Here is a 16807-nt window from a genome sequence, read left to right as displayed (position 1 = left end):
GATTCGCAAATACCGGCCACGCGTCGCAGCCGCTGCGCCTATCGCCAAATGCCCACGCCATTTTCCGGCTCACGCTCAATCTCCATCCAACGACGAAAAACCTGCAGTCAGGCCGAATTCGGCGGTCAGCCTGGCGCCGATCAGGGGCGACAGGCTGGAGGTGATCAGCGCGAAATGCTCGAGTTTTTCGCGCTGCGCCGGATCGGCGAGCGCCTTGTCGATCGGACCCTGGATGGACTTCGCGGTGGTGACGCCGTTGACCAGCTGGATATGGATTGACTCCGCCATCCAGCGCGCATCGGACGGCAGCGCATCGCCCAGCTTCGAGACTTGGAACAGCGCATCGATGCCGGTGAGATTTCCGGCCAGCGAATTGGCAGTGTTTTGCGAACGCCAGTAGATCGCCTGTTTCGGCTTGTCCGTCCCGGGCCCGGCTCCAAGGAAGCCCTTCAGGCGGACATCGCGAACCATCTCCAACTCTTTGATGAAGACCCCGACCAGCTCAGTCACTGCTTCGTTGCCGTCGCGGTAAAGTGCGTTTTGCGGTCCCGGATTGGCCCAGAGCATTGCAAAGCCGTCCGGCTTGTTCCAGGCCGCGCTCACCTCGCCTGCCATGGTTTCGACATTGCCGGCAATCGCCGCGCCATAGGCGCAGCGATAGGGCTCGTCCTTGCCCGTAAGCGCATCGGCGCCATCCCCGTAAAGCACGAATTCCAGCGCACCCAGGCCCTGCATGGCAACGCTCTTGCCGGCCAGTTGTGCCGGATCGGTGGCGGTAGCGTCCTTGTCCGACAAGGCCGCCTGCACCTGCTTCAGGCCAATACTCTTGCGGTCCGGCCAGAACAGCATGCGCTCCAGGCGGTTGTTCTCCTTGATCGGCCCAAAACCGATGATCTCGGCCGACGACCAGGCATAGACCGTGGCCGAAAACTCGGCACGCGCCGCATCGAGCTCCCCTTGCGAAGGTGCCTCACAGAGCTTGTACATCGCTTTCGCCAGGGCTTCCGTGTGCTCATGGAGACCGGCATAGGCCGGGCGGACAAAGCCGTCGATCGCGCGCCGGATGACGTCGGAGGCCTTCACGGCCGCCGACGCGGGGAAAGTATCCAGCAAGGCCAGGGGAAGAACAAGAAGCAGCGCGGAACGCTTCAGCATCAGAGTGACTCCAGGAATTTAAGCAATGCATCGCGCTCGGCAGCGCCGGCGGCGGCAAAGCGGTCGCGCGCCTTCTGGCCCTCACCGCCATGCCACAGGATCGCCTCGGTCTGGCTGCGGGCACGGCCATCGTGCAGAAAGAAGGAATTGCCGTTGACGATCTCGGTCAGGCCGATACCCCACAGCGGCGGGGTGCGCCACTCGTTGCCGGTCGCGTCGCCCACAGCCTGGCCGTCGGCAAGGTCAGGCCCCATATCGTGCAGCAGGAAATCGGAATAGGGCCAGATCAGCTGGAAGGCCTGCGCCTTGTTTGGCGCGTCGCGGCGGGTGACGAATTTCGGCGTGTGGCAAGCAACGCAGCCGATCTCGTAAAAGACCTTTTTTCCTGCGAGCACATCAGGCGCGGCGAGATCGCGGCGTGCCGGCACGGCCAGGTTCTGTGAATAGAAGGTGACGAGATCCATCACCGGCGACGGCGCCTCGACCGGGCCGAGGCGGTCCTGCACGCCGTTGGGCATGGCGAGGCATTTTGCCTGCGCGGCGGTGCAGTCGCCCCAATGCTTCGGTTCTTCCGGCGTCGAAATGCCGATGTCGCCGGAAAAAGCATCCGCCGCCTGCTGGCGGATCGATGCTGTCTGCGCCTTCCAGCCGAAACGGCCAAGCCTCAACTCACCGCTCGGGTTATCGCGGACGATGTTCGGCCTGCCGGAGATGCCGTCACCATCGCGGTCCTCCGGATCGGCATGGGCAAGGATGTCGGTCGGCGCGATTTGCTCGATCAGCCCAAGGCCGATCATAGGCGGGGTCAGGCGCGGCGACAGCGTGGTGCGCGGATCGAGAGACCCATAGGCAAGATCGGTGACGGAGTAACTGGGGTTGCGCAGGGAAACCACCGTGCCATCCGTCAGTTCTACCTTACGTTCCTGATAGTCGACATGCATCCGGCCTTCGCCGTGCAGGCCAGGCACCGCCAGCTCCTGCAACTGCGTGCCGTAAACCGGATCGGGGAAGTTGGGCAACTGATGGTCGGCGATAGCCGCCTTCTCTTCCGCGCTGCTTGCCTCGCGGGCCAGCCGCAGGAACATCGAGGTGGTGCCGGCGTCACCTTGCGGCGGGCGGCCGCGACCATCCTTCAGATGACAATTCTGGCAGGCCCGTTCGTTGAACAGGGGCCCAAGCCCGTCCGACGCCTGCGTCGAGGATGGCGACGACACCCAGTTCTTGCGGAACAGGGCGTTTCCGAGCTTGAAGGTCCCCTCTTCCTCGAAGGTGATGTTGGCCGAGGATTGCGAGAAGGATTCGCGGCTGACGTCTTTCTCGGACGTGCCGGCGCCACCTTGCATCAGCTCGAACGGCTCGGGTCTGGAGAAATCCGTCGTCGCCCTGGTGACGGCGGTGACACGCGCCTGGTCTTTCGCGCTGAGGTCGGTACGCGCGGTGGGAAGGCCGGCGGGAAGGTCGCCAGCCATTGCGGAAGAGGTAAGCGCCAGCATGGCGATGATGCAACGCCGACCAGCCGATGAGCGCGGCGTTATCCGAACGGGCAGCGGACGTTCAGCCCGCCACAAGCGGCGCAAGACAGCTATGGGGCGCCGCATTTCCGCATATCCTTATTCCGCCTCGCCCGCCGGGGGGTTGTGCTGCCGGTACTCCTCTTCGCCGATCGAGGGCAGCAGACCGAGTTGCGTCTCAAGGGGAACAGAGCCTCGTTAAGCCGCTCGATGATCCGCGGTTCGCCTTTCATGGCTTCTGCTCCCGTATTGGACGCGCAGACCTCTGACACGATCCAGATGTGAAACGACATCCACGCCGCCCGCCTCCGAGCGGCCGTGGTAATTTTCGGTGACCCGAATGATCGTTTCGACCACATTTGGGAAGCAGCCGCAGCAACGCCCGCGCTTCTGCATGGCGTGGTAGACCTTTGCCGGCACGATGAGTTGCCAGGGGTCCTTGTCAAGCAGCCCGACGATGGCCTGCTCGATCTCCGTTTCGGTGATGATGTTGCAATGGCAGATCAGCATTACTTGGCTCGGATGGCTGGCGGCGGCTCCCGCGCCGCCTGGCATTTCTTACTGCCGGGGCCTCCTCATTCCGAAGCCGGTCGCCCGGCTCCTGAGCAGGCTTCTGGCCTTACTTGAACACCTTGTCCGGCGCGTCGAGGCTGTCGGAACCCTCGAAGGCGATGGCGTTGAGCTTCAGCGAGCCGACGGCGCGCTCGATCGATTTGGTCTGGTCGATCAATGCGTCGATCGCCGCCTGAACGGTGGCATTGCCTTGCGCATTGCCCTCGGCGATCTGCTGGTCATAGGCTTCGCCGGCCTCGGCCCGCGCCTTGATCGCTTCCATCCTGGCGACGGTGACTTCGAGCTTCCCCGACAGTTCCTTGTCGATCGCCGGGTCGACTGCCTTCACCATATCGGACACCGAGGGCCCCGAAACGACGGTGCCATCGAGGCGGATATAGCTGGCGTGATAGGCGGCGCGGATACCGACGGCGTCGTAAAGATGGGAGTTGTATGTGTTGTCGGAGAAGCAGTCTTGCTCCTCTTCCGGATCATGCAGCAGCAGGCCGAGCTTCATGCGTTCGCCGGCCAGTTCACCGTAGGACAGCGAGCCCATGCCGGTGAAGATGATCGAGATCGCGGTGTTCGGCCCGCCATCGACGAGGTTCTTGCGCGCGGCGCCGTCTTCCTTCCAGTCGTTGACCATCTTCTGCAGGTCGGAGACCAGAAGGTCAGTTGCCGATTTCAGGTACTGTGCGCGGCGGGCGCAATTGCCGCCGGTGCAGTTCTTGAGTCGTAATCCGTATAGGGACGCTCGCCGGCGCCCGGACCGGTGCCGTGCATATCCTGGCCCCAGAGCAGGAACTCGATGGCGTGATAGCCGGTGGCGACGTTGGCCTCGATGCCGCCAGCTTGTTGCAAGGTGCCGGAGAGGAATTCCGGCGAAAGCGTCGAGGCATCGACCTTCTTGCCGTTGATCTCGATTTCCTTGTTGGCGATTACATTGGCCGTATAGAGCGAATTCGCGTCCGATTCCGTGCCGTAGCTCTTGGCAACGTAGTCGATCAGGCCTTCGTCCAGCGGCCAGGAATTCACCCCGCCTTCCCAGTCGTCGACGATCTTGTTGCCGAAGCGGTAGACCTCGGTCTGCGGATAGAGCACGCGGGCCGCCTTCCAGGCGTCGCGGGCGGCGTTGAGCGTTTCGGCCGACGGCTTGGCAAGCAAGGCGTCGATCGCCTTGTCGAGCGCCTGCGCGGTGATCAGGGAATCCTCATATTTGGCAAGCCCGATATCCGCGTAAGTCTTGATGACCGCCTTGAGGTCGGTTTCCGCCTTCGCGGGCAGCACGAACACCGCCGCCGTCAGCAAGGCCGTGGCACCAATCGCCGCGAGCCTGCCGCCATATCGTGCTGTCATCATCGCTCTCCAGTCTCTCGGGAATTCCGCAGACGGCGCGCGTGGCAGCCGGCACCAGGCCGTGTGCATGCCACCGGCCGCAGGATATGCCGCGCTGCCGCGCGGCTCAGGGAAGAAAGACACCAAAATGCCTCCAATCGAACGGGTTCAAGGCCCAGACATCAAAGGGATGCGCCAATGCGCGAGATCCCTTAAAGCTTCGACGCCAGCGGAAGTCAACCAAAATTGCTGGAAAATCCAATCGAAACAATAGTTTAGAATTATTCTAAACTATGATAGTCAACTTTATCCGCTGCCTTCACCGGTTTTCTCGACGAACTGTGCGATTGACAGCCGCCATTCCCGGTGCGACCCGCAAAAGCTCTCTTGCGGCGGCGCCAGACAATTGCCACTTGGCGAGACGTCCTAGGATCAAAATCGGGATGGGAATGCGATGAAGAACAGTGTGGTCATTGTGGGCGCGGGTCATGCTGGCGTGCAAGCGGCGGCAAGCCTGCGTGAGGACGGCTATGACGGGCCGGTGATCCTCGTCGGTGACGAGAACGAACTGCCCTACCACAAGCCGCCACTGTCGAAGACCTTTATCAAGGACGCGGAAGCCAAGCCGCAGCCCCTGCGCGGCGAGGCCTTCTATACTGGCAGCGCCATCGATTACCGGCCGGGAATCCGGATTGAGCGCATCGATTCCGGTCGCCGCAGCCTCGACATCGCCGGTGGCGGCTCGCTTGCCTTCGACCATCTGATCCTGGCGACCGGGTCGCGCCCGCGCGCCCTGCCGCTGCCAGGCTCGGACCTCTCCGGCGTTTTGTCGCTGCGCTCGCTGGCCGATGCGCGGCTGATCCGGGAGTTGAGCGCACAGAGCGAAGATGTCGTCATCCTCGGCGGCGGTTTCATCGGGCTGGAGATTGCCGCGACGCTGCGGGCGGCCGGCCGCACGGTGACGGTTGTCGAAACGGTCGACCGGCTGCTTGGACGCGCCGTGGCGCCCGCCGTGGCGAGCCATGTCCGCCAACGGCTGGAAGCGACCGGCGTGCGCATCCTGACCGGCACCTCGATTGCCCGGCTGGAAGGCGAAAACGGTCATGTCGTGGCCGCGATCACCTCAACAGGCGAAAGGCTGCCGGCGCGCATGGTCATCGTCGGCATCGGCGCCGTGCCGAATGTCGAACTGGCGCAGGCAGCCGGCCTCGTCGTGGCCAACGGCATCCGCGTCGACCAACAGATGCGCAGCTCGGTGCCTGAAATCCTCGCAATCGGCGACGCCGCCTCCTACCGGCACTGGTTCACCGGCGGCGACGTGCGGTTGGAGTCGGTGCAGAACGCCACCGACCAGGCACGCCTTGCCGCGCGCACCATATCAGGCCATGCCGATGCCTATTCCGCGGTGCCATGGTTCTGGTCCGACATTGGCGACATGAAGCTGCAGATGGTCGGGCTGACCGCCGGCGGCGACAGCCATGTCGTGCTGGGCGACCTGCCCGACAACAAGTTTTCGATCTACCATTACGCCGGGGACCGGCTGCTCGGCATCGAATCCGTCAATCGGCCGGGCGACCACATGCTCGGCCGCAAGATGCTCGGCGCCGGCTTCTCACCGACGCGGGAAACGGTGGCCATGGGCCCCGAAGGGCTAAAGGCAGCACTGGCCGCGTTTCAGCAGGATGAGCCGGCAAGGGCTGCGGGCTAGACGCCCTTACCCTCCCGCTTGCGGGGAAGGGTCGCTGCGAAGCAGCGGGGTGGGGGTCGGCGCCAAGCCCCCCACCCGGACCTTCGGTCCGACCTCCCCACGAGGGGGAGGTAAAGTGGTCAGGCGGCGCAGGCTTCGCGGATCGAGCTTTCCAGAATGTCGAGCGCCTCGTTCATGACTTCGTCCTGAATGGTGATCGGCGCCAGGAAGCGGATGACGTTGCCATAGACGCCGCAGGTCAGCAGGATCAGTCCCTTGTCGAGCGCCTTCAGCCGGACGGCGTTGGCGATCTCGGCCGAGGGCAGGCCCTTCTTGACGTCGTTGAACTCGACCGCGTTCATGAAGCCGAGGCCGCGGATGTCGACAATCTCGGGCACGTCGTCGCGGATCGACTGGAGGCGCTGCTTCAGCCGCGCACCCAGCGTGTTGGCGCGGTCGCACAGCTTTTCGTCCTCGATCACATCGAGAACCGCATGCGCGGCGGCGACGCCAATCGGGCTTCCGCCATAGGTGCCGCCGAGCCCACCAGGGCCGGGCGCATCCATGATCTCGGCGCGGCCGGTGACCGCCGCCAGCGGAAAGCCGCCGGCCAGGCTCTTGGCCATGGTGGTGATGTCTGCGGCGACCTCGTGGTGGTCCATCGCGAACATCTTGCCGGTGCGAGCAAACCCGGTCTGCACCTCGTCGGCGATGAGCAGCATGCCGTGCTGATCGCAGAGCTTGCGCAGCGCCGTCATGAGCTCACGCGGCGCATCGTAGAAGCCGCCCTCGCCCTGAACGGGCTCGATGATGATCGCGGCGACGCGGGCCGGATCGACATCCGCCTTGAACAGTCTATCGAGCGCGGCAAGCGAGTCGGCGACCGAGACGCCATGCAGCTGCACCGGGAACGGCACGTGGTAGACGTCGCCCGGCATGGCGCCGAACCCGACCTTGTAGGGAACGACCTTGCCGGTCAGCGCCATGCCCATGAAGGTGCGGCCGTGGAAGCCGCCACCAAAGGCAATGACGGCCTGGCGGCCGGCGGCGTTGCGGGCGATCTTGATGGCGTTCTCGACCGCCTCGGCGCCGGTGGTGATGAAGATGGTCTTCTTCTCGAACTTGCCGGGCAGCATGGCGTTCAGGCGTTCGGCCAGCCGCACGTAGCTTTCATAGGGCACCACCTGATGGCAGGTATGGGTGAAGCGGTCGAGCTGTGCCTTGACAGCCTCGATCACCTTGGGATGGCGGTGGCCGGTATTGACCACGGCGATGCCGGAGGAGAAGTCGATGTAGCGGCGGCCCTCGACATCCCAGATCTCCGAATTTTCAGCCCGGTCGGCATAGATCTGCGTGGTCATGCCGATGCCGCGTGAAATCGACTGGTTCCTGCGTTCGGAAATGGCTGAATTCTTCATAATATCCCTCATCGGGCCGGCGCCCGTTCTCGTTTGGTCAGATGTCTTCTGACCTTATTTCACGTTTTCCTCAAGTCGGCACCACCGGCAGGCAATTGGGCCTGCGGCCGGCGGGTGCCTGCCCTTAACCAGTCGGGCGATAGGCAGGCAAGACCGGTTTCCTTTTTCCGGCGATCGATTATCCTCCAGATATCCGCGAGCGTCAGCGAGCGGTCCGCGGTCGAGGGGAGCCCATGAGCAGGAACGCGACATCCTCCGTCTCGCCGCCATCGGTCAAAACCTCCAGCCTTTTGTCTTTTCCAGTCGCCTCGGCGCTTTTCGCCTGTATGGTCGCCCTGCTGCTGACCGGCTGCCAGAAGCAGGAGGCCGGGGCGAAAAAGCTGCCGATCATGGTGCGCACCGAGACGGTGGCACTCGCCGACTATGCGCCGAGAACCACGCTGACGGGCGTGATCGCGGCGCGCTCGCTGAACAATCTGTCGTTCAGGGTCGGCGGCCGCGTCGCCGAGCGGCTTGTCGATGTCGGCCAGCATGTCGACCAGAGCGCGGTGCTTGCCCGCATCGATCCGCAGGAACAAGAATCCGATCTGCGCTCCGCGCAGGCCGATCTTGACGCGGCACAAGCACAACTGACACAGGCCGCCGCCACATTCGCGCGGCAGAAGACGCTGCTTGCCCAGGGCTTCACCACCAGACGCGATTTTGACACCGCCGACCAGGCGCTGACGGTGGCGCAAGGCAGCGTCGATGCGGCGCAGAGCGCGTTCGCCAATGCGCAGCAGAACCTTTCCTTCACCGAACTCAAGGCAGGGGCCGCCGGCGTGATCACCGCCCGCCAGATCGAGACCGGCCAGGTGGTGCAAGCGGCGCAGACAGTCTTCACCGTGGCCGAGGACGGCGACCGGGACGCCGTGTTCAACGTGCAGGAGACGCTGGTCGCCAGGACGCCGACCTCTCCCGCGGTGACGATCACGCTGTTGTCCGATCCCCAGGTGAGGGCAACAGGCAAGGTGCGTGAAATCTCGCCGGCGGTCGACCAGGCGTCCGGTTCGATCCGCGTCAAGGTCGGCATTCCCGATACGCCCACAGGCATGCCCCTGGGCGCGGCCGTCATCGGCTCGGTCAGCGCCAAGCCCGCGAAGGTGATCCTGTTGCCCTGGCAAGCGCTGACATCCAGCGCCGGCAAGCCTGCGGTGTGGATCGTCGATCCTTTGACCAAGGCGGTTGCGACGACGCCCGTCGAGGTGCTGGCTTTCGATTCCGGTACCGTCGTGATCGCCAAGGGACTGAATGAAGGCCAAAGCGTCGTCACCGCGGGCGGGCAGTTGCTCAGTCCTGGCCAGACGATCGAGATAGCGGGAGCGGGCCAATGAACCGGCTGGTACGCATCCTGCTTGGCCTGTTTGCGCTGGGCGCGCTTGGCGCCTGCTCGAAGTCGGACGAAAAGCCGCCGGAGATCATCCGGCCGGTGCTGTCGGTCGTGATCGAGCCGCGCACCACCCAGACCTTCGGCTTCGCCGGCTCGGTCGAGCCACAGGTCAGCGCCGACCTGGCCTTCCGGCTGCTTGGCCGGGTTGTCTCGCGCGACGTCAAGGTCGGCGACATCGTCACCAAGGGCACGACGATCGCCGCGCTCGACCCGACCGCGCTGGAGCTAGCGGTGCAAGCGGCCAAGGCGGAGCTCTCCAACGCCGAGGCGCAGTTCGCCAACGCCGCCGCCAGCGAGGAGCGCCAGCGCCAGCTGCTTGCCTCGGCCAACACCTCGCAGTCCGTCTTCGATGCCGCGCAGCAGGCAAGGAAAGCGGCCGAGGCCAGTGTCGAACGGGCCAAGGCTTCGCTGGCCAAGTCGCAGGAGCAGCTTGGCTATGCCAGGCTGTTCTCGGATTTCGACGGCGTCGTCACCGCAGTCGGCGCGGAGGTCGGCCAGACGGTTTCACCCGGGCAGACGGTCGTCACCGTGGCGCGCTCGGACCTGCGCGAAGCGGTGGTCGATATTCCCGACCAGTTGACCGGCGATCTCTCCGCCGGCACGCCATTCCAGGTCATCCTGCAATCGCTGCCGACGATCCAGACGGAGGCCAAGCTGCGCGAGATCGCGCCACAGGCCGAGGGCTCGACCCGCACCCGGCGCGTGCGGCTGACGCTGACTGACCCGCCGCAGGCCTTCCGGCTCGGCTCGACGGTAACCGCAACCCGCGTAACCAAGGTGGCGCCGACGATCGAACTGCCCATGTCGGCGCTGCTCGAAAAGGACGGCGCCGAGAAAGTGTGGATCGTCGATCCGCAGACATCGAGCGTGAGCGCGCGCGACATCAAGCTCGCATCGAAGAATGGCGGCGCCTTCACCGTGGCCGAGGGGCTTGAAGCCGGCATGCGTGTCGTCACCGCGGGTGTCCACAGCCTGAGCGAAGGTCAGAAAGTGAAAGTGCCCAAGGGAGGGGCCTCATGAAGGGCTTCAATCTCTCCGACTGGGCGCTCAACCACCGCTCGCTGGTCTGGTACTTCATGCTGGTCTTCGTGGTGGCCGGCGTATTTTCCTATCTCAATCTCGGCCGCGAGGAAGACCCGGCCTTCACCATAAAGACGATGATCGTCCAGGCCAACTGGCCAGGCGCCTCGGTCAACGAGACCGTGCGGCAGGTGACCGACCGCATCGAGAAGAAGCTCGAGGAGCTCGACAGCCTCGACTACACCAAATCGGTCACCACAGCCGGCCAGACCGTCATCTTCGTCAACCTGAAGCCGACCACCAGGGCGCGCGACGTCGTGCCGACCTGGCTGCAGGTGCGCAACATGGTCAACGACATCCGGAACCAGTTTCCGCAAGGCGTGCAGGGACCATTCTTCAACGACCGCTTCGGCGACGTCTACGGCAACATCTACGCCTTCACGTCAGATGGGCTGACGCCGCGCCAGCTGCGCGATTATGTCGAGGATGTCAGGACCAGAATCCTGACCGTGCCCAATGCCGGCAAGGTCGACCTGGTCGGCGCGCAAGACGAGGCGATCTATCTCGAATTCTCGACCCGCCAGATCGCGGCGCTCGGCCTCAACCAGCAGGCGATCGTGGCAAGCCTGCAGGCGCAGAACGCAATCACGCCATCCGGTGTCATCCAGTCCGGCCCGGAGCGCATCAGCGTGCGCGTCGGCGGCCAGTTCACTTCGGAGGAGAGCCTGCGCGCCATCAACCTGCGCGTCAACGACCGCTTCTTCCGCCTGAGCGACGTAGCCACAATCACACGTGGCTATGTCGATCCGCCGACGGCGCTGTTCCGGTTCAATGGCCAGGACGCGATCGGGCTCGCCATCGGCATGAAGCCCAACGCCAACCTGCTGCAATTCGGCGAGGCGCTGCATGAGGAGATGAACAAGGTGCTGGCCGACCTGCCGGTCGGCGTCGGCGTGCATCTGGTTGCCGACCAGCCTGTCATCGTCGAGGAAGCGGTTTCAGGGTTCACCCGCGCGCTGTTCGAGGCGGTCGCCATCGTGCTCGCGGTGTCGTTCATCAGCCTCGGCATGCGCGCCGGCTTCGTGGTGGCGCTGTCGATCCCCCTGGTGCTGGCCATCACCTTCACCGTCATGGAATATCTCGGCATATCGCTGCAGCGCATTTCGCTGGGTGCGCTGATCATCGCGCTTGGGCTGCTGGTGGACGACGCGATGATCGCGGTCGAGATGATGGTGGCGCGGCTGGAGATCGGCGATAATCTGCGCAAGGCGGCGACCTATGTCTACACCTCGACCGCCTTCCCGATGCTGACCGGCACGCTGGTCACGGTCGCCGGCTTCATCCCGATCGGCCTCAACAACAGCGCAGCCGGCGAATATACCTTCACGCTGTTCGTCGTCATCGCCGTGTCGCTGCTGGTGTCATGGATCGTGGCGGTGCTGTTTGCGCCACTGCTTGGCGTCACCATCCTGCCGGCGACGATGAAGGCCAAGCACCACGACAAGCCCGGCCGCCTCACGTCGCTGTTTCGAAGGGTCCTTGTCGGCTCGGTGCGCCGCCACTGGCTGACCATCATCGTCACGGTGCTTCTCTTCGCCGCTTCGATCGCCGGTTTCGGTCTCGTCCAGCAGCAGTTCTTCCCGCCATCCGACCGGCCGGAGCTGGTCGTCGACTGGAACCTGCCGCAGAACGCGTCGATCGCCGATACGCGCGACCAGATGGAGCGGTTCGAGCAGCGGGCGCTGGTCGGCAATCCAGACATCGACCATTTCTCGTCCTATATCGGCCAGGGCGCGGTGCGCTTCGTGCTGGCCTATGACGTGCAGCCGGGCAACCCCTATTTCGGCCAGACCGTGATCGTCACCAAGAGCATCGAAGCCCGCAACCGGGTCAAGGCCGCGCTGGAGAAGCTGCTGCGCGAGGAATTCGTCGGCACCGACGCCTTCGTCAAGCTGCTCGAACTCGGACCGCCGGTCGGCCGTCCTGTCCAGTACCGCGTCGGCGGACCCGACATCCAGACGGTGCGAGAACTGGCGCAACACTTCGCCGGCCTCATCTCGGTCAATCCGAAGCTCGCCGCGCCGACCTTCGACTGGAACGAACCGCAGCGTGTGCTGAGGGTCGACGTGCTGCAGGACAAGGCGCGCCAGCTCGGCATCACCTCTTCCGACATCGCCAGCGCGCTGAACAGCACGGTCGGCGGCGCCACGATCACCCAGGTGCGCGACGCCACCTACCTGATCAATGTCGTGGCACGATCACGCGAGGCCGAGCGTGGCTCGATCGAGACATTGCAGAACATGCAGCTGCCGACCAGCACCGGCGAGGCGATCCCGCTCGCGGCGGTCGCCAACTTCCGCTACGAGCTCGAGCAGCCGACGGTGTGGCGGCGCGACCGCATCCCGACCATCACGGTGCGCGCCGGCCTGGTCGGCGACGCGTTGCCGGCAACCGTGGTCAACGAACTCAAGCCGTCGGTCGACGCCTTCATCACCAAGCTGCCGCCGGGTTACTCGGTCGAAACGGCGGGCTCGGTCGAGGAAAGCGCCAAGAGCCAGGGACCGATCGCGGCGGTTGTGCCGTTGATGCTGTTCGTGATGGCGACGATCCTGATGGTCCAGTTGCAGAGCTTCCAGCGCCTGTTCCTGGTGGTGGCGGTGGCGCCGCTGGGCCTGATCGGCGTGGTGGCGGCACTGGTGCCGAGCGGCGCGCCGCTCGGCTTCGTCGCCATCCTCGGCGTTCTGGCGCTGATCGGCATCCTGATCCGCAACTCGGTCATCCTAATCGTGCAGATCGAGGACCTCGTGACCGAGGGCAAGGACCGGTGGACGGCCGTCATCGAAGCCACCGAGCACCGCATGCGGCCGATCGCGCTGACCGCGGCCGCGGCCAGCCTGGCGCTGATCCCGATCGCGCGCGAAGTGTTCTGGGGTCCGATGGCCTACGCCATGATGGGCGGCATCATCGCGGGTACCGCGATCACGCTGCTGTTCCTGCCGGCGCTTTATGTGACGTGGTTCCGCATCAAGGAGCCGAAGCGTGAGCCCGAAAGCAACGGCGTACAAGGGGAAACGGTGCCCGAAGGTGGAGCAGTCTAAGGCGGGAACTCGGCGTCAGCGAGAACGTCAGGCCCGCACAAACCCCTCGCTGGCCCTGAGCAAATTCCGCGTATAGTCCGCATTCACGCGGTGGCCGATCAACTGGCTGGCGGTCAGCGTCTCCACCGCCTCGCCGTTCTGCATCACCATCAGCCGCTCGCACATATGGGTGATGATGGCGAGGTCGTGGCTGACCATCAGGAAGGTGAGCTTGCGCCGCCGTCGCACCTCTTCGAGCAGGTTCAGCACTTCGGCCTGTACCGAGGCGTCGAGCGCCGAGGTCGGCTCGTCGAGCAGCAGGATCGAGGGTTCGAGGATCAGCGCGCGGGCAATGGCGACACGTTGGCGTTGGCCGCCCGAGAGTTGGTGCGCGTAGCGGAAGCGAAAACCGTTGCCGAGCCCGACTTCGTCCAGCGCGCGTTCGATGCGCTTCTCGCCATCGGCGAAGCCGTGGATGGCAAGCGGCTCCTGCAGCAGGCGATCGACGGTCTGGCGCGGATGCAACGAGCCGTACGGATCCTGAAAGACCATCTGCACCTCGCGGTAGAAGGCCTTGTCGCGGCGCGCGCCGAGCGTCTTGCCGTTGACGGCGATGCTGCCGGAGGAGACCGGTGCGAGGCCGGCAATCGCTCTTAGCAATGTCGACTTGCCGGAGCCGCTTTCGCCGACAAGCCCATAGGACTCTCCTTCCCTGACCTCCAGGCTGACGCCCTTCAGCGCGCGAAAGCGGTCGAAGATCACCTCCAGCCTGTCGACGGCAATCGCTGACGTCATGCCGCCCACTCCGGCTTGCGGTCGAGCACCGGCAAGGGATGGCGCTCGAAGCCGATCCGCGGCATGCAATTGAGCAGGCCGCGCGTATAGGGATGCTGGGCCTCACGCAGCTCCGAGGCCTTCAACTGCTCGACCACCTTGCCGGCATACATCACGACGACGCGGTCGCAGAAAGACGAGACCAGGCGCAGATCGTGCGAGATGAAGATCAGCCCCATGCCGCGCTCGCTGACCAGCTTATCGAGGATGTTGAGCACGTCGAGTTGCACGGTGACGTCGAGCGCCGAAGTCGGCTCGTCGGCGATCATCAGTTCGGGTCCGGCGATCAGCATCATGGCGATCATGGCGCGCTGGCCCATGCCGCCGGAGACTTCGTGCGGATGCAGGTCGAAAACGCGTTTGGGGTCACGGATCTGTACGGCCTCCAGCATGGCCAGCGCCCGCTCGCGCGCCTCGGCCTTGGAGACCTTCTCGTGCGTGCGCAGCGTCTCGACAATCTGGCGGCCGATGCTCATCACCGGATCGAGCGAATATTTCGGATCCTGCAGGATCATGGCGATGCGGTTGCCTCGTAGCGCCCGGCGTTCGCGCGGCGAGATGCCGAGCAGGTCGATGCCGTCGAAGGCCAATTTGCCGGCCGATATCCGGGCCTGCGGCGGCGTCAGGCCCATGATGGCGCGGCCCGTCTGCGACTTGCCCGAGCCGGACTCGCCGACGATGCCGAGGCGTTCGCGGCCAAGCGAGAATGAAACGCCACGCACCGCCTCGATCAGCCCAGTGCGGGTCGGGAAGGTGACGCGCAGGTCCTCGACGTCGAGAAGGGCGCTCATTGGTCACCGCTGCGGGGATCGAGCGCGTCGCGCAGGCCATCGCCAAGCAGGTTGAAGCCGAGGCTGACGATGAGGATCGCGAAGCCCGGCGCGCCGGCCACCCACCATTGGTCGAGCACGAAGCGGCGGCCCGAGGCGATCATGGTGCCCCATTCGGGCAGCGGCGGCTGCGCGCCGAGGCCGAGGAAGCCGAGGCCGGCGGCGGTGAGGATGATGCCGGCCATATCGAGCGTCACACGAATGATCAGCGAGGAGATGCAGAGCGGCATGATGTGGCGCAGCACGATGCGGGCGGGCGACGCGCCCATCAGCTGCACCGCCTTGATGTAGTCGGAGTTGCGCACGGTCAGCGTTTCGGCACGCGCGATGCGCGCATAGGGTGGCCAGGACGTGATGGCGATGGCAAGCACCGCATTCTCGATGCCGGGGCCGAGGGCGGCGACAAAGGCCAGCGCCAGGATCAGCTTGGGGAAAGCGAGGAAGATATCGGTGATGCGCATCAGGATGGCATCGGTCCAGCCGCCGGCATAGCCGGCGACGGTGCCGACGAGAAGACCGATCGGGGCGGCGATGATGGCGACCAGAATGACCACATAGAGCGTCCAGCGCGAGCCGTAGAGGATGCGCGAATAGATGTCGCGGCCAAGGTCGTCGGTGCCGAACCAGTGCTGCGCGCTCGGCGCCAGCAGCCGCGCGTTCTTCAGGTCGCCGACAGTCGGCGAATAGGGCGCCAGCACGCCGGCAAGAGCGGCAATGACCAGCAGCGCGATGATGATCAGCAGGCCGACAAAGGCCAGCCGATTGGCGGAAAAGCGCCGCCATGCGACATAGGCGCGGCCGAACCTTGCCTGGATGCGGGAGGCCGGCCGCTCGCTGAGCAGCCAGTCGCGACGGCTCTGGATCGCCTCGGCGCTCATGCGGATTTCGTCCTCGGATCGAGCAAACGATAGAGCAGGTCTGACAAAAGATTGATGCCGATGAACACCGAGCCGATGACGATGGTGCCGCCAAGCACGGCGTTCATGTCGGCATTCTGCAGCGAGTTGGTGATGTAAAGCCCGATGCCCGGCCAGGAGAAGACGGTCTCGGTCAGCACCGAACCTTCGAGCAGGCCGGCATAGGACAGCGCGATCACGGTGACCATCGGCACGGCGGCATTGCGCAGCGCGTGGGCCCAGATGATGCGGCGTTCCGACAGGCCCTTGGCGCGCGCGGCGACGACATATTCCTGAGCAAGTTCGTTGAGCATGAACGAGCGCGTCATGCGGCTGATATAGGCGAGCGAGAAATAGCCGAGCAGCGAGGCCGGCAGGATGATGTGGCGGAAGGCGTCCCAAAAGACATCCCACTGGCCCTGCATCGCCGAGTCGAGCAGGTAGAAACCGGTGACGGGCGTGAAGGTGTATTCGTAGACGACGTCGAGCCGCGCCGGAAAAGCCACCCATTGCAGCTTGGCGTAGAACAGCACCAGCCCCAGAAGCCCGAGCCAGAAGATCGGCACGGAATAGCCGATCAGGCCGATGACGCGCACGACCTGATCAATGAGGCTGCCGCGCCTGACGGCCGCCAGCACGCCGAGCGGCACGCCAAACAGCGCGCCGATCAGCGTTCCGAGCGTGGCCAGTTCCGTCGTTGCCGGAAGAGCGCGGCGGATGTCGGTCATGACAGGGTTGGTGGTCAGCACCGAGGTGCCGAAATCCCCGTTCAGCGCACTCCTGACATAGATATAAAACTGTTCGATCAGCGGCAGGTCGAGGCCCATCTCGCGGCGCGTGCGCTCGACCACGTTTGCCGGCGCGCGGTCGCCGAGCACGGCCAGCACCGGGTCGATCGGGATGACGCGGCCGATGAAGAAGGTGACCGCGAGAAGACCAAGATAGGTCGTCACCGCGATGACCAGGAACCGGCCGATCGAGGAGAGAATGGCAAAGGCGCGGGCGCTGCCGCGCCCCGCCTTCCCCTGGCTTTCAACCGCGCTCATGCGGCGTGTCCCGCGGG

Annotated in this window: 12 protein-coding genes and 1 pseudogene; 4 read left to right on the top strand and 9 right to left on the bottom strand. The window is 64.8% G+C overall.

Annotated elements, in window-relative coordinates:
* Window positions 1–75 precede the first annotated feature (75 nt).
* The 4 genes and pseudogenes from FJ938_RS03970 to FJ938_RS03955 form a co-directional block, all read right to left on the bottom strand.
* On the bottom strand, window positions 76–1155 hold the full coding sequence (locus tag FJ938_RS03970) for an imelysin family protein (protein WP_140691310.1): 1080 nt from the start codon (window positions 1153–1155) through the stop codon (window positions 76–78).
* On the bottom strand, window positions 1155–2648 hold the full coding sequence (locus FJ938_RS03965) for a di-heme oxidoredictase family protein (protein ID WP_246673186.1): 1494 nt from the start codon (window positions 2646–2648) through the stop codon (window positions 1155–1157). Before FJ938_RS03965 ends, FJ938_RS03970 begins: the two co-directional genes overlap by 1 nt.
* A 216-nt stretch (window positions 2649–2864) precedes the next feature.
* Window positions 2865–3176, bottom strand: coding sequence for a (2Fe-2S)-binding protein (locus FJ938_RS03960; protein WP_140607847.1), 312 nt, complete (start codon window positions 3174–3176; stop codon window positions 2865–2867).
* Between the two features lie 109 nt (window positions 3177–3285).
* A pseudogene (locus FJ938_RS03955) lies at window positions 3286–4574 on the bottom strand (imelysin family protein).
* Between the two features lie 433 nt (window positions 4575–5007).
* Here FJ938_RS03955 and FJ938_RS03950 point away from each other — a divergent pair.
* Window positions 5008–6261, top strand: coding sequence for an FAD-dependent oxidoreductase (locus FJ938_RS03950; protein ID WP_140607790.1), 1254 nt, complete (start codon window positions 5008–5010; stop codon window positions 6259–6261).
* A gap of 119 nt (window positions 6262–6380) precedes the next feature.
* On the opposite strand, the gene FJ938_RS03945 is transcribed toward FJ938_RS03950, so the two are convergent.
* Complete coding sequence (locus tag FJ938_RS03945) at window positions 6381–7658, bottom strand: 4-aminobutyrate--2-oxoglutarate transaminase (protein ID WP_140691304.1); 1278 nt, start codon at window positions 7656–7658, stop codon at window positions 6381–6383.
* 233 nt (window positions 7659–7891) lie between these two features.
* Here FJ938_RS03945 and FJ938_RS03940 point away from each other — a divergent pair, with 233 nt between their 5' ends.
* The 3 genes from FJ938_RS03940 to FJ938_RS03930 are packed head-to-tail and all read left to right on the top strand — an operon-like array spanning window position 7892 to window position 13205.
* Window positions 7892–9031 (top strand): efflux RND transporter periplasmic adaptor subunit, encoded by a 1140-nt coding sequence (locus tag FJ938_RS03940; protein WP_140691301.1) that lies wholly within the window; start codon window positions 7892–7894, stop codon window positions 9029–9031.
* Window positions 9028–10107 (top strand): efflux RND transporter periplasmic adaptor subunit, encoded by a 1080-nt coding sequence (locus FJ938_RS03935; RefSeq protein WP_140691298.1) that lies wholly within the window; start codon window positions 9028–9030, stop codon window positions 10105–10107. The genes FJ938_RS03940 and FJ938_RS03935 overlap by 4 nt, the downstream gene beginning before the upstream one ends.
* A complete protein-coding gene (locus FJ938_RS03930) occupies window positions 10104–13205 on the top strand; it encodes an efflux RND transporter permease subunit (RefSeq protein ID WP_140691295.1) in 3102 nt (1033 codons plus the stop codon). The genes FJ938_RS03935 and FJ938_RS03930 overlap by 4 nt, the downstream gene beginning before the upstream one ends.
* Window positions 13206–13232: 27 nt before the next feature.
* Here FJ938_RS03930 and FJ938_RS03925 read toward each other — a convergent pair whose 3' ends face one another.
* From FJ938_RS03925 to FJ938_RS03910, 4 genes are read right to left on the bottom strand one after another with little or no spacing between them, the layout of a single operon-like run.
* Window positions 13233–13979, bottom strand: a complete 747-nt coding sequence (locus FJ938_RS03925) for an ABC transporter ATP-binding protein (protein WP_140607800.1) — start codon at window positions 13977–13979, stop codon at window positions 13233–13235.
* On the bottom strand, window positions 13976–14809 hold the full coding sequence (locus FJ938_RS03920; protein WP_140607802.1) for an ABC transporter ATP-binding protein: 834 nt from the start codon (window positions 14807–14809) through the stop codon (window positions 13976–13978). The genes FJ938_RS03925 and FJ938_RS03920 overlap by 4 nt, the downstream gene beginning before the upstream one ends.
* A complete protein-coding gene (gene nikC / locus FJ938_RS03915; protein ID WP_140691292.1) occupies window positions 14806–15726 on the bottom strand; it encodes a nickel transporter permease in 921 nt (306 codons plus the stop codon). The genes FJ938_RS03920 and nikC overlap by 4 nt, the downstream gene beginning before the upstream one ends.
* The gene (locus FJ938_RS03910) at window positions 15723–16790 is read right to left on the bottom strand and encodes an ABC transporter permease (protein ID WP_140691289.1); all 1068 of its coding nucleotides are present in this window, start codon (window positions 16788–16790) and stop codon (window positions 15723–15725) included. The genes nikC and FJ938_RS03910 overlap by 4 nt, the downstream gene beginning before the upstream one ends.
* Window positions 16791–16807: the final 17 nt, after the last annotated feature.

Source organism: Mesorhizobium sp. B2-4-14 (assembly GCF_006442155.1).
Lineage (GTDB): Bacteria > Pseudomonadota > Alphaproteobacteria > Rhizobiales > Rhizobiaceae > Mesorhizobium.
The sequence above is the reverse complement of the archived record's forward strand: the minus strand, read 5'-3'. Positions and strand labels throughout refer to the sequence as shown.

Excerpts from the sequence above, each read along its gene's own strand:
- FJ938_RS03970 (WP_140691310.1), bottom strand. The coding sequence starts at position 1,155 with ATGCTGAAGCGTTCCGCGCTGCTTCTTGTTCTTCCCCTGGCCTTGCTG.
- FJ938_RS03965 (WP_246673186.1), bottom strand. The coding sequence starts at position 2,648 with ATGCTGGCGCTTACCTCTTCCGCAATGGCTGGCGACCTTCCCGCCGGC.
- FJ938_RS03960 (WP_140607847.1), bottom strand. The coding sequence starts at position 3,176 with ATGCTGATCTGCCATTGCAACATCATCACCGAAACGGAGATCGAGCAG.
- FJ938_RS03950 (WP_140607790.1), top strand. The coding sequence starts at position 5,008 with ATGAAGAACAGTGTGGTCATTGTGGGCGCGGGTCATGCTGGCGTGCAA.
- FJ938_RS03945 (WP_140691304.1), bottom strand. The coding sequence starts at position 7,658 with ATGAAGAATTCAGCCATTTCCGAACGCAGGAACCAGTCGATTTCACGC.
- FJ938_RS03940 (WP_140691301.1), top strand. The coding sequence starts at position 7,892 with ATGAGCAGGAACGCGACATCCTCCGTCTCGCCGCCATCGGTCAAAACC.
- FJ938_RS03935 (WP_140691298.1), top strand. The coding sequence starts at position 9,028 with ATGAACCGGCTGGTACGCATCCTGCTTGGCCTGTTTGCGCTGGGCGCG.
- FJ938_RS03930 (WP_140691295.1), top strand. The coding sequence starts at position 10,104 with ATGAAGGGCTTCAATCTCTCCGACTGGGCGCTCAACCACCGCTCGCTG.
- FJ938_RS03925 (WP_140607800.1), bottom strand. The coding sequence starts at position 13,979 with ATGACGTCAGCGATTGCCGTCGACAGGCTGGAGGTGATCTTCGACCGC.
- FJ938_RS03920 (WP_140607802.1), bottom strand. The coding sequence starts at position 14,809 with ATGAGCGCCCTTCTCGACGTCGAGGACCTGCGCGTCACCTTCCCGACC.
- nikC (WP_140691292.1), bottom strand. The coding sequence starts at position 15,726 with ATGAGCGCCGAGGCGATCCAGAGCCGTCGCGACTGGCTGCTCAGCGAG.
- FJ938_RS03910 (WP_140691289.1), bottom strand. The coding sequence starts at position 16,790 with ATGAGCGCGGTTGAAAGCCAGGGGAAGGCGGGGCGCGGCAGCGCCCGC.